General features: G+C 58.8%; 13 protein-coding genes. 7 read left to right on the top strand and 6 right to left on the bottom strand.

What is annotated here, in order from left to right:
- The first annotated feature begins 495 nt into the window (after positions 1-495).
- From AXF15_RS10450 to AXF15_RS10465, 4 genes are read left to right on the top strand one after another with little or no spacing between them, the layout of a single operon-like run.
- Positions 496-951 (top strand): NfeD family protein, encoded by a 456-nt coding sequence (locus tag AXF15_RS10450; RefSeq protein WP_211258975.1) that lies wholly within the window; start codon positions 496-498, stop codon positions 949-951.
- Positions 952-960: 9 nt separating this feature from the next.
- Positions 961-1,818, top strand: coding sequence for an SPFH domain-containing protein (locus tag AXF15_RS10455; RefSeq protein ID WP_066607066.1), 858 nt, complete (start codon positions 961-963; stop codon positions 1,816-1,818).
- A gap of 48 nt (positions 1,819-1,866) precedes the next feature.
- Positions 1,867-2,466, top strand: a complete 600-nt coding sequence (locus AXF15_RS10460) for a LemA family protein (RefSeq protein ID WP_066607067.1) — start codon at positions 1,867-1,869, stop codon at positions 2,464-2,466.
- A gap of 50 nt (positions 2,467-2,516) precedes the next feature.
- Entirely contained in the window at positions 2,517-3,335 is an 819-nt protein-coding gene (locus AXF15_RS10465; RefSeq protein ID WP_211258976.1) for a TPM domain-containing protein, read from the top strand.
- Positions 3,336-3,536: 201 nt separating this feature from the next.
- Here AXF15_RS10465 and AXF15_RS14205 read toward each other — a convergent pair whose 3' ends face one another.
- The 5 genes from AXF15_RS14205 to infA all read right to left on the bottom strand — a co-directional run bounded on the left by AXF15_RS14205 (position 3,537) and on the right by infA (position 7,232).
- Positions 3,537-3,677, bottom strand: a complete 141-nt coding sequence (locus AXF15_RS14205; RefSeq protein ID WP_154666850.1) for a hypothetical protein — start codon at positions 3,675-3,677, stop codon at positions 3,537-3,539.
- Positions 3,678-3,706: 29 nt separating this feature from the next.
- Positions 3,707-4,384, bottom strand: coding sequence for a CBS and ACT domain-containing protein (locus AXF15_RS10470; protein ID WP_066607077.1), 678 nt, complete (start codon positions 4,382-4,384; stop codon positions 3,707-3,709).
- A 314-nt stretch (positions 4,385-4,698) separates the two neighbouring features.
- On the bottom strand, positions 4,699-5,943 hold the full coding sequence (locus AXF15_RS10475; protein WP_066607084.1) for a peptidase U32 family protein: 1,245 nt from the start codon (positions 5,941-5,943) through the stop codon (positions 4,699-4,701).
- 4 nt (positions 5,944-5,947) lie between these two features.
- Positions 5,948-6,814, bottom strand: a complete 867-nt coding sequence (locus AXF15_RS10480) for a PHP domain-containing protein (protein WP_066607087.1) — start codon at positions 6,812-6,814, stop codon at positions 5,948-5,950.
- A 199-nt stretch (positions 6,815-7,013) separates the two neighbouring features.
- Positions 7,014-7,232 carry a translation initiation factor IF-1 gene (gene infA, locus AXF15_RS10490; protein ID WP_028577699.1) on the bottom strand — a complete coding sequence of 73 codons (219 nt, stop codon included), beginning with the start codon at positions 7,230-7,232 and terminating at the stop codon, positions 7,014-7,016.
- 284 nt (positions 7,233-7,516) lie between these two features.
- Between infA and AXF15_RS10495 the strand changes: the two genes are divergently transcribed.
- The 3 genes from AXF15_RS10495 (at position 7,517) to mdoH (ending at position 11,783) form a co-directional block, all read left to right on the top strand.
- Entirely contained in the window at positions 7,517-9,031 is a 1,515-nt protein-coding gene (locus AXF15_RS10495; protein ID WP_236884771.1) for an OpgD/OpgG family glucan biosynthesis protein, read from the top strand.
- Positions 9,028-9,486, top strand: coding sequence for a hypothetical protein (locus AXF15_RS10500; RefSeq protein ID WP_066607099.1), 459 nt, complete (start codon positions 9,028-9,030; stop codon positions 9,484-9,486). Before AXF15_RS10495 ends, AXF15_RS10500 begins: the two co-directional genes overlap by 4 nt.
- 200 nt (positions 9,487-9,686) lie before the next feature.
- A complete protein-coding gene (mdoH, locus tag AXF15_RS10505) occupies positions 9,687-11,783 on the top strand; it encodes a glucans biosynthesis glucosyltransferase MdoH (protein ID WP_066607100.1) in 2,097 nt (698 codons plus the stop codon).
- 45 nt (positions 11,784-11,828) lie between these two features.
- Here mdoH and AXF15_RS10510 read toward each other — a convergent pair whose 3' ends face one another.
- On the bottom strand, positions 11,829-12,488 hold the full coding sequence (locus AXF15_RS10510; protein ID WP_066607102.1) for an NAD(P)H-dependent oxidoreductase: 660 nt from the start codon (positions 12,486-12,488) through the stop codon (positions 11,829-11,831).
- Positions 12,489-12,610: the final 122 nt, after the last annotated feature.

The following is a 12,610-nucleotide window of genomic DNA, read 5'->3' on the forward strand; positions in this document are numbered from 1 at the left end:
ACAGTTACATAAAATCAAACGCAATGAGAATGACAAATAAATTATACAGAAGCTATCTTCAGGAAGGTATAAAAAACATGCCAGCAGGAATTTGCCATTTACTCCCCTGACTGTAAAAACAAAATGAGCATCGAACACGCAAAGGAAGAACATTTCGCGGAAATTACGGCAGTGTGGGAAGATTCCGTCAGGGTTACCCATCATTTTCTGACCGGGGCCGACATCGAGGCCCTCCGCCCCCAAATCCGGGATGAATTTTTACGAACACATGGGCTTTGAAGTCTTTTCCAGATCCCGCTGGAAGCCCGGGGCCGCCCCTTCTCAATTCTGCACATGCGTCTGGTCGCCCGCTGATTTTTTGCCTATGCGGCAGGTTCAGAAGAGACTTGCAATTTTTGCACTCCCCGCTCTTGCATAATTTCCCCGCCACAGGCACCTCTCTTGCGGAAGCCGGATATCCGTGCGGCTGTCATCAACGATTTTTAGGAGATCTTTATGGAGCTGTACCCTTGGCACTGGCTGGTTCTGGGCATGCTGCTCATGATCGCGGAAATCTTCGTCCCAAGCTTCACCATCTTCTGGTTCGGACTGGGCGCGCTGGGCGTGGGCGGCCTGCTCTGGGCCATTCCATCCATGAGTCTGACCCTGCAACTGCTGCTCTGGACCATATTTTCCGCCCTGCTCACCGCCTTCTGGTTTCTGGTCATGAAGCCGCGCATGGTGGACAAGACCCGGGCCGGCATGTCCCGCGAAGCCCTGCTCGGCGAAGTGGGACAGGTCATCCGCGAGCCCGACGGAGAACGGCGCGGTCTGGTCCGTTTTTCCAAACCGCTTCTGGGTGCGGATGAATGGACCTTCATCTGCGACGATACCGTACACATAGGCGACCGCGTGCAGATCCGCGACGTGTCGGGAAACACGCTGGTCGTGGCCTTGAAAACCACCAAATAAGGAGCTGTCATGACTTCAGGACTTATCGTCGTCTTCATTCTGCTCGTGCTGGTCGTCGTCACCATCGGCATGGGCGTGCGCCTGGTGCCCCAGGGTTACAAGTTCGTGGTGCAGCGGCTGGGCAAATACCACTCCACCCTCGGCCCCGGCCTGAACATCATCATTCCGTACATGGACATCGTGTCCTACAAGGTGACCACCAAGGATATCGTGCTGGACATCCCCTCTCAGGACGTCATCACCCGCGACAACGCCGTCATCATCACCAACGCCGTGGCCTACATCAACATCGTGTCCCCGGAGAAAGCGGTGTACGGCGTGGAAGACTACCGCATCGCCATCCAGACCCTGGTCCAGACCTCTCTTCGCTCCATCATCGGCGAGATGGATCTGGACGACGCCCTGTCCTCGCGCGACATGATCAAGTCCAAGCTGAAGGAAGCCATTTCCGACGACATTTCGGACTGGGGCATCATGCTCAAGACCGTGGAAATCCAGGACATCAACCCGTCCCAGACCATGCAGCGGGCCATGGAAGAACAGGCCGCGGCCGAACGCGCCCGCCGGGCCACCGTAACCAGAGCCGAAGGTGAAAAAGCGGCAGCTATCCTGCAGGCCGACGGCCGTCTGGAAGCGTCGCGCCGTGACGCGGAAGCCAAGGTCGTGCTGGCCGAGGCCGACCAGGCCGCCATCGACAAAGTGGCCGAAGCCAGCCAGCGCGGTGAACTGCCTCTGGTGTTTCTGCTGGGCCAGCGCTACGTGGATTCCCTGCGCCAGATGGGCGAAGCCGAGAACTCCAAGGTCGTGGTTCTGCCCGCCGACCTGCCCGCCGCCGTACGGGGCATCATGGGCACCCTCGGCAAATAATCCCCGCCGCGGTCCGGTCCGCCGGGCCGTGGAACCCAGGAGACCCTCATGCGTGGAATACTGAGTACCCTGATTATTGTCGCAGTCATTGCCGGAGCGGGCTTTTTCTACGGCTACAACAGCCTGAACTCCAAGGAAGAAGGTGTATTTCAGGCCTGGGCCGATGTGGAATCCACCCTGCAACGCCGGGCGGATCTGATTCCGAATCTGGTGGAAAGCGTCAAAGGCTATGCCGCCCACGAGAAGGAACTCATCGAGTTTCTCGGCCGGGCGAGAGCCTCGGCCATGTCCGTGCAGATGAAACCCGGCGACCTGAGCAACGCCCAGGCCATGGAGCAGTTCGCGGCGGCCCAGGGAGAAGTTGGCGTGGCCCTGAGCCGGGCCATGATCACCGTCGAAAACTACCCGGATCTGAAGGCCAGCCAGAACTTTCTGCAATTGCAGCATCAGCTCGAAGGCACGGAAAACCGCATCAATGTGGCCCGCCAGCGCTACAACGACGCCGTCCGGACATTCAACACGGCTCTACGGAGGTATCCGGAAAAATGGTTCAACGAAAACTATTTCCAGCTGGAGCACAAAGAATACTTCAAGGCCGCCACATCGGCCAAGGAAGTTCCAAAAGTGTCTTTCACCTCCGAACAGTAGTTCTCTGTCTGTTCTTTTTTCTGTCCGCCCCGGTGCTTCAGGCTCTGGACGTGCCGCCGCTGACGGCCAGAGTCATGGACATGGCGGGCATTCTGTCGGCCAACACCACGCAAGAGCTGGAAACGCGCCTGCAACTTCTGGAGGCCGAAAACGGCACGCAGATTGCCGTGCTGACCATTGACTCTCTGGATGGAGAAAATCTGGAGGAGTACACCCTGCGGGTGGCCGAAACCTGGGGGCTGGGACAGCGCGGCATGGACAACGGCGCGCTTTTGCTCATCGCGGTCCAGGACCGGCAGATGCGTATCGAGGTCGGATACGGGCTTGAAGACCGGCTGACGGATCTGATGGCCGGACGGATCATCAACGAGCGCATCATTCCTTTTTTGCGAAAGGGAAATTTTAACGGCGGCGTGCGGGCCGGAGTTCAGGCCATGATCATCGCCGCGCGGGGAGAAGATCCCTTTACGGCCGCCAATACTCCGGACATCTCACCGCTGGCGGAAACGGCCGCATCAGAGCAGGAACAGCAGGATGAGATGGAAGATACGCTGGTAGAAGCCCTGCTCGGAGGATCGTTTCTGGCCGGCCTCCTCTTCAGAAGAATTCTTCTTTCCATGGCCGTGGGAGCAATCCTCGGCTTTATTTTCGGCTTGTTCATGCCGACAGAATATGCCTGGGCATCCTCCGCTATGGTTGGAGCCTTCTGCGCGCTGTTCGCTTCTGCAATCCGCAGGATGTTCTCGGGAGGTGACTTCAGCGGTGGAGGCGGATCCAGCGGCTCCAGTTCGAGCGGCTCCAGTTCGAGCGGCGGGTTCAGCGGCGGAGGCGGCGGTTTTGGCGGAGGCGGAGCCTCAGGGAGATGGTAGCCGCCCTCTTCCGGACAGTTTTTGAACCCTCTAGCGGTTCAGATATGCCCCCGGATCAATGAAGAATGCCTTTTGTATCCCCTTGCTTCCGGCAGGGCATGAGCCTGACCGGAAACGGCCGCACCAGCAGACCGGGAAGAATCCCGGCCCGCCGGCGATTTCGAAAAAGGTTTCGTAAGGAGACAGTCGATGAGCTTGGCGCTACTTGGTCATGCGCCCGAGCAGGAAGGCGATGATGGCCGTGGCTATCAGCAGGCCGACGACATAGTCCGTGTCCAGCGCGGCCTTCAGGGTGTCCGTGATGTGTACGAAGGTATCTTTGATGGGATAGCTGTCCGACATGATGGAGCCTCTCTAAGTTGGGTTGAATATCAGTTGCCGGCGGGCTCGACGTTGTCCCGGATCCAGAAAAGCAGATTGTATTTTTCGGCGAGTTCCTGCCGCAGTTCGTTCAGTACGGATTTGTCCATGTCTCTGATGCGGATGAAGACCTGCCGGTACCCTTCCTCGACCTGGTCGTAGGAGGTCAGGATGGAGATGACCCGGGCCTTGTACCCGCGCAGGCAGTCCAGAAGATTTTTCAGAGTGCCGCGTTCGTCGGCGAGCTTGAAGCCAAGCTGTATGCCGCCGTGGTAGACGCCAGTAATGCTCAGGAGCACCCGGTACACTTCGTTCTGGGTCATGATGCCGACCATATCGCCGCTGTCGTTCAGCACAGGAAGGCCGGAGACTTTTTTGTCGTGCATGATGGCCGCGCATTTGACTACCGTGTCCGTGTCTTTGATGGTCAGCGGATTTGAAGTCATGATGTTTTTGACCTTGATTTCAGACAGCAGGTAGTACAGCTCATGAACGTCCAGAGTGGTAGCCTTGGAGGGCGAAGCTTCCTTCACGTCGCGGTCGCTCAGTATTCCGACCAGCTTGCCCCTATCGTCGACCACCGGCAGACGGCGGATGTTCTTTTCCTTCATCAGTTTGGCCGCCCGCATCATGGAGGCTTCCGGATCCACCGTGATCACGTCCTTGGTCATCCAGTCCTTGATAATCATGTCGGTCCTCCTTGCGGCTGAGACAGAGCCTTCACCAACGAATCGGCCGCGCCCGGCTATATGGGGTCAGAAACACATAAGTTGCCCAGCTCATAGTGATTTTTCAGGCTTCCGTCAAAGTTCGGAGCACAATCCCCGGACATGTCGAATGAAGGTCAATCGTTTCCGGCGGGATGAAAAACGCGCGGAGCGGAAAAATATCCGGCGGGCCGGCAGTCGATCGGGATTCGTATTCCAGAGGATTCGGCCGCAGACGAAATGTGACTGGCGACATTTCTTGATGGAGGCGATTGTTGCCGATAAGGAAACGGTCCTCAGGCCCCGCCTTCCTGTTCCGGGAGACAGGTTCGCAGGAAAAGGCCGGGAGCAAGCTCCGGGTGATCGCAGCGCAGCATAAGACGCAAGCCGCTGTGAACCGCCTCCACTTCTGATCCGTTTTCTTTTTCCACGCCGTAGTCCGCACCGGAAAGCACGGGGCGGCGCAGGCCGGGCAGGATGATTTCCAGAGGCTGACGGGCCGTGAAACGATGCTTGATGTCCACGCTCCACAGGCCGGAGCCGAGAGGCTCCAGCAGCCGGGCCACGATGTGCTTCTTACGGTTGACTGGCAAAACGGCTTTCAGGATGGCGGGCCGGGGCGTGAAGAAGCCCGTGCTCAGGGGCCGGGTGGCCGTCTGCTGTAATTCTTCCAGATAGAGTCGGGGCCGGAAGGTACGCGCATCCAGGTCAGCCAGGGCTGCACGGTAAACATCCGTGACCTGGGCCAGATAGGACGCGGTTTTCATGCGCCCCTCAATCTTCAGGCTGTGTATGCCCGTCTGCCGGAACCAGCGCAGGTAGGGCGCCAGACACAAGTCTTCCGCGCCCATGATCCGGGTGTAGTCTCCATCCTCGAACATTTCCCACGAGGTTTGGCCGGGGCGCAGTTTTTCCTCCAGCCGCACGCCGGTGATCCTGTAGTCGAAACGGCAGGGGTGGGTGCACAGACCCTGGTTCGCCGGACGGGAGTTCATATGCGCCGAGAGCAGACAGCGTCCGGATATGGCCATACACATGGCTCCGTGTACGAAAACTTCGAGTTCCAGGCCGCTCACGCTTTCGGCAATGGCGCGGATGCGGCCGGCACCCAGTTCACGGGCCAGGTTGACGCGGCGTACGCCCTGATCCCGCCAGAATCGGGCGGCGGCGGAGTTGGAAGTATTGGCCTGGGTGGACAGATGCACAGAAATATCCGGAACGCGCCGCCGGGCCATGTCCAGAATGCCCGGGTCGGCGATGATGATGCCGTCCACGCCGGAGTCGGCCGCCTGTTCCAGATATTCCTCAGCCGGGGCGAGATGCTCTTCCCAAGCCAGAAGATTGAGCGTGAAATACACCTTTACCTGCCGATCATGGGCTCTGGTCACGGCCCGGCGCAGTTCCGGAAAGGAAAAACCGCCGGATTTGGCCCGCAGATTGAGCCCCTCTCCGCCCAGATATACGGCGTCGGCGCCGTAGGTCAGGGCAGTGTCCAGCTTTTCGGGGTCCGCCGCCGGAACCAGTAATTCAGGCATGGACATGGGATCAGTCGGGCACGGGTTGTCCCAGAGCGGCCCGGTGTTCTTTCATGCGCCGGACCAGATCGTAGGAAGCACGCAGGCCGCCCTTGCCCCGCCCGAGGGCGATGTTGGGCTTGTAGGCGCCGTGAAAGTCCGAGCCGGCGCTGGGCAGCAGGTCGAGCTTGCGGCAGAGATGGGCGTACAGGTTGGTCTGGCCCTGGGTGTGCATGGAATAGTGTACCTCCACTCCGTCCAGACCCTGATCTTTCAGGTCCCGCAACAGACTTTCCAGGGCGTTCCCGTCCAGATTCAGGGTGCAGGGGTGAGCCAGCACGATGGTGGCCCGCTCCGCCCTCAGGAGCTCCATGGCCTGTCCGGGAGTGAGCTTTTCCTTGGGCGCATAGCCCTTGGTACCTGGCCGTAGCCAGCTGTGAAAAGCTTCGTTCAGGCTGCGAACCACATTTTTGCGGACCAGCATTTCGGCGATATGCGGCCTGCCCACGGACCCGCCGCCGGCCGCTTCTTCCAGCTCGGCGTAAGTCAGATCGATGCCGTGGCGGTTCAGATTATGGACGATGGCCTTGTTGCGGGCGATACGCAGTTCGGCCAGCCGGGCCAGAGCCGGGCCCAGTACGGCTGGCTCCCCGGGTATCCACAGGCCGAGCAGATGCATGCTGCCATGATCGCAGGAGACGCTCAGCTCACAGCCGCCGATCAGTTCCAGGCCAAGCCGCTGCCCGGCCACCCGGGCCTCGGGCAGACCGAGAATGGTATCGTGATCGGTCAGGGCCAGAGCCTTGAGGCGCAGGCGGACAGCTTCCGCCACCAGTTCGGCTGGTGTGAAGCTGCCGTCGGAAGCCGTGGAGTGAGTATGCAGGTCGATTTCCGTCATGCGGAGAATTCAAAGGCTGACTTTTCTTCCGGAATGGGCCAAGTCCGGGCTGGGGCGTTCATGAACCCCGCCGGGTTCCAAGCGATTCTCCCGGACTACGCTTTGAGCCGGGTTATGGCCAGAAGCAGACAAAACAAGGAGGCATACGGAAAAACGGCACACGCCCTTGGCGCATGCCGCCGGAAAAAAGCGGGGATGTTTACTTGAAGCGGTAGGTGATGCGTCCGCGGGTCAGGTCATAGGGGGAGAGTTCCACCTTGACCCGGTCTCCAGGCAGGATGCGGATGTAGAATTTACGCATCTTGCCGGAAATATGACCCAGCACCTGATGCCCGTTTTCCAGCCGGACCAGGAACATGGCGTTGGGCATGGCTTCCTCGACAACTCCCTCGACTTCAATAGACTCTTCCTTGGCCATAAAGAACAGATCCCTTCCCTGTTTTGTAATTTCATGCGTCAAAGCTGAGGGCTCTTATCCGTTCATCCGGGCAATGACAAGGGTCGGGCATCGACAAAATGCGGGACTGCGTTCCGGAGCCGGACAACTGTCCAATTTGGATGCTGCGGCCCGCCCTTGACGGACCATCTTGAAAAGCACAAGGGGAAACAACCAGAATTTGCTGGGTGATCATGATACCAACTTCAGAGGAGCTTGTATTGATGTATGGAAAATGGCCTGGACTGTGGGTCTGTTTGGCAGTCATGGCATTTTTTCTTTGCCCTTCCGTAGCGCTGGCCAAACCCGCGGCCTTTGGCATGCAGGATGTGGAAACTCTGGCCAGAAATCTGGCGGCCGCGCCCTTTGTGGACAACAAAGGTCAGATTCCGGCTGTCCTCAAGTCCATCTCCTATGACGATTGGCGGGACATCCGTTTCGTGCCGGACAAAAGCCTCTGGCGCGGCGACAAGCTGCCCTTCGAACTGCAGTTTTTTCATCCCGGTCTTTTCTACGATCAGACTGTGGCCATCAATATCGTCGACTCCGGCAAAGTAACCAGGCTCCCCTTTGATACTTCGGCCTTCAACTACGGCCGCAACACCTTTGCGGATCAGATTCCCCAGAACATGGGATATGCGGGATTTCGTATCCACGCCGCCATCAACAAGAAGAGCTATCTGGACGAATTCCTGGTCTTTCTCGGCGCGAGCTACTTCCGGGCCGTGGCCAAAGGCCAGTTATACGGTCTGTCCGCCCGTGGCCTGGCCATTGATACGGCCGAGTCCACAGGAGAGGAATTTCCTTTTTTCAAGGAGTTCTGGATCGTCAAACCGGGCAAGAAAGACAAGAGCATTACCATTTACGCCCTCCTCGACTCCCGGCGGGTGACCGGGGCGTTCAAGTTCGAGGCCACGCCCGGGTCGGAAACCGTTATTGATGTGGACTCGGTCCTTTTTCTTCGGGAACCCGTGAAGAAACTGGGTATCGCCCCCCTGACCAGCATGTTCGTGTTCGGGGAAAACTCCAATCCCCGCCTCATGAACGACTTCCGCCCGGAGGTGCACGACTCGGACGGGCTCATGGCCAGATTTGAAAACGAAGAATGGATATGGAGACCCCTGCAAAATCCCAAAACCCTGGCAGTGAACGCCTTCAAAGCGTCCAATATCAAAGGCATGGGGCTCATGCAGCGGGATACGGAGTACGAAAATTATCTTGATCTCGAAGCCCGTTACCATCTGCGACCCAGCGTATGGATTGAACCCAAGAACAGCAGCTGGGGGGCGGGGCATCTGCATCTGGTTCAGATTCCTTCCCCGGAGGAAATCCACGACAACATCGTCACCTTCTGGACCCCGGACACCCTGCCGAAACCGGGCGAGTCCCTGCCGTTTTCCTACAGAATCCGCTGGTGCGCGCCCAAAAAAGTGGCTTCTCCCGAAGGCCGGGTTCTGTTCACGCGAACGGGTGTGGGAAAAAAGGCCAATTCACACAAATTTGTTCTGGAGTTTGAGGGCGGCAAGCTGGACGACCTGCCCGACGACGCGGCTCTCGATGCCAATGTCTGGATCGGCACCGGTGGAAAACTCCGCGACAAGCGTGTATACCGCAATGCTATCACCGGGACATGGCGGCTGGTCTTTGAGGTCGAACCGGACGCCGCTTCTCCCCTATCCATGGTGCTGCCGGACAAGCGTCCACTCGTGGAGATGCGGGCCACTCTGCTTCATGGCATCACCCCGCTTACCGAAACCTGGACGTACGCCGTCAAACTATGATTTCAAGGCCATTCTCCGATACCGGGGTGCATGGTGAAGCATCATCCGCCGAACTGGAAGCCCGGCTGGAATCCGTCGGCCGCCGCATCTCGATGTACCTGCGCCATCTACCCCTGCCTGAACGCGTCCGGCACGAGCTGGCTCTGGAGACTCTGCATCTTCTGGCCAGCGATCCCGGAGACATGACCCGGATCGAAGCCAGGAGCATGCGTATTCTGTATTCCCGCCTCAGGGAAAGGAAGCTGGACATGGCGGCCATGCCCGCGCCACCCTTGTCCAGATCGCACATGAAGCCTGAGGAAATGGACCGCCGCCCATGGGTGCGGGCCATGCTCAGGATCTGGCGTCCGGCTTATTCCTTCTCCGCCCAGATCATGAATACCGCATATGCGGACATGGTTCTGTACGCTCTGCTGCTGGCCGGACTGTACGCACTGGGAGCGGATCAGCCATAGGCCGGGCACCATTTTTTCCGGCGTGTCTGTCGGCCGGAAACACGAGGCGTCATGTTTCTAATGTCCTCCCTAAAGTTGTGCTTCCCGCCTCGGAGAGTGCGATTCAAAACGAAGAAGCGCGCGTGGAAAAACGGGTCGATCTCTTCTTTCCCACCGTGTGAATCCGGCAATTTCAGCCGCAAGCCAGAAAGAATATTGTCATGAGCCGTGAATTCCTGAATGAACCTTGGCGGAAGGTCGCCTCCCGCCGACGTCTTTTTCTGCTCGCGCTGGTTCTGGTTCCGTCCATAGCGGCGGCCAGCGTCATGGGTACCCTGCTGCCGCACAAGGGAGCCACGTGGCTTGAAGTGGCCATCGTGTTCACCTTCTGTGTCCTTTTCGTCTGGATATCCCTGGGCTTCTGGACCGCCCTGGCCGGTTTCTGGACACTGCTCAAAAAAGACGACCGATTCGCCGTGTCCCGGGTCCAGACCGAGGAAGACGCTCCCATCCGGCCTCACGTCAAGACCGCCATCCTTTTTCCGGTCTGTAACGAAGATCCGGAACGCATCATGGCCGGAATTTACGCCGTGTGGAGATCCCTGCAACGTCTGGGGACCGAAGACAGCTTCGACATCCACATTCTGAGCGATTCGAACGATCCCGACCGCTGGGTGCAGGAAGAGGCCGCCTGGAACCGTCTGTGTACGGACCTGGGGGTGCACGGCCATATTTTCTACCGCCGCCGCCGGATCAACCTGAAGCGCAAAAGCGGCAACGTGGCCGATTTCTGCCGCCGCTACGGGGCTCACTACACCTACATGATCGTCTTCGATGCCGACTCGGTCATGACCGGAGAAATTCTGGTGCGTATGGTCCATATCATGGAGCGCAGGCGGAACGTGGGCATCCTGCAGACGGCTCCGGCCTGCACCGGCCGGGAAACCCTCATCGCCAGGGCCCAGCAGTTCGCCAACCGGGCCTATGGTCCCATGTACGCGGCCGGACTGCATCACTGGTTTCTGGGCGACGCGCAATTCTGGGGACATAACGCCATCATCCGGGTACAGCCCTTCATCCGCCACTGCGCCCTGGGCCGCCTGCCCGGCAGACCGCCTCTGGGCGGAGACATTCTGTCCCACGACTTTGTGGAGTCGGCCCTCATGCGCCGGGCCGGGTATTCCGTATGGCTGGCTTACGATCTTGAAGGAAGCTACGAGGAAGTACCACCCAACCTGCTGAACGAACTCAAGCGGGATCGGCGCTGGTGCCAAGGCAACCTGCAACATCTGCGCCTGGTGTTCACGCGGGGCATTTTCCCCGGACACCGCGCTCTGTTTCTGAACGGCGTCATGAGCTACGGCTCCGCCCTGCTCTGGTTTCTGTTTCTGGCCCTGTCCACCACCGAGGCCATTTTGGAGGCTCTGGTCCGGCCGGATTATTTCATGCAAAGCAAAACCCTCTTTCCGGTCTGGCCGGTGTGGGATCCCACGCCCGGCATCACCCTTCTGGCCAGTACGGCGCTGGTGCTTTTTCTGCCCAAACTCTGCGCCTTTTTCCTGATTCTGCTCAAAGGGCGGCGCAGGCTGTTCGGCGGTTTTTTCGGCCTTACGGGCAGCATCATCTCCGAAGTGGCCCTGTCCACCCTGCTTGCGCCCGTACGCATGCTTTTTCACAGCAAATACGTTTTCCTGACGCTCCTCGGCATGGGCATCGGCTGGGGCACACAGCAACGCGACGATGAAGGCACATCCTTCTGGGATGCCTTCCGCTTCCACGGCGGCGGCACTCTGCTGGCCTTTGTCTGGGGTTCGGCTCTGTTTCTGATCAACCGCGTCTTCTTCTGGTGGAGTTCTCCGCTGATATTTTCCCTGCTGCTGTCCATTCCCATCTCCATGCTGACCAGCCGGGCCGAAGTGGGCCGTTTTTTCCGCGCCCTGCGGATTTTCATCACTCCCGAAGAGACGAAAAAGCCCGGAGAATACCAGGATATCGAAGCATATCTGGAGGAAAAGGACAGACAGGGGCTGCCGCTGGGCATGCGAGCCGAAGACGGTTTTGCCAGGGCCGCCGCCGATCCCGGCGTCAATGCCCTGCACCGGACCCTGCTGCGCGGACCGCGTTCTCTTGATCCAAAAATCCGCCAGCGCCGCGAAAAGCTACTGGAAAAGGCGCTGAAAACGGGTCCCGAGGGCCTGAGCAAGAAGGAAAAAAAAGAACTGCTCTACGATGCGGAATGCATGGCGCGTCTGCATGAACAGATTTGGGAACTCCCCGGGAACACGCTGCTGGAGCGCTGGAAGGTCCGTTCGGGATGAGAATCTGAACGCCCTCTGAAGAAAGTCCAGAGGGCGGTGAAATGATCAGAACCAGCGCAGTATGTCGTCCAGAGCCTGACGCGTTTTGGGCTTGGGCTGCTTGATCCGGTATCCGAAAGCCAGCATGTAGGCCACACCGTATTCCTCCGGATTCATGCCGAAGTCGGCGGTCAGAACTTCATCCACCTTTTCCCGGACAAACCCCTCGATGGGGCAGGAATCAATGCCGATCAGCGCCGCAGCGGTCATCATGTTGGCCTGGGCGATATAGCACTGTTTGCAGGCCCAGTCGAACATGGCCCGATCGTTGTCCAGAAGATGGAAGTCCGTCTTCTGAAAGTTGGCGAAGTATTCCGTCCGTGCGGCGATCGCGTCCTCGGACAGATTCTGCACCCGGCGCATGAAATCCGCGATACGGGAGCTGTCGTGCCGCAGCAGCGGAGTCTTCATGGCCAGGCAGACCAGAAAATGGCTGGCCGTGGGAATCTGTTTCCGGCCGCCCCAGGTATGGGGCAGGAGTTTCCCGCGCAGCGTCATGTCCTGAACCACCTGAAACTTCCAGGGCTCGAATCCGAAAGAGCTTGGGGACAGGCGGGCCGCTTCCAGAATGAACAGAAAGTCCTCTTCCGGAATTTTTGCGTCGGGATCAAATTCCTTGCAGGCGTGGCGGAACATGAAAGCGTCGAGAACGGTCTTCTTGTCCATGAAAAAACCTCCTGAACATGCGTTGTGTCGCGGATAGTCCGCGCCGGGTTTTGTTTTCAGGATATCGTGCCGGAAACGCGAGGCCCCGGAACATCACGCTCCGGGGCCGGACTTTTTCCGCC

The organism is Desulfomicrobium orale DSM 12838 (assembly GCF_001553625.1).
GTDB classification, from domain to species: Bacteria; Desulfobacterota; Desulfovibrionia; order Desulfovibrionales; family Desulfomicrobiaceae; genus Desulfomicrobium; species Desulfomicrobium orale.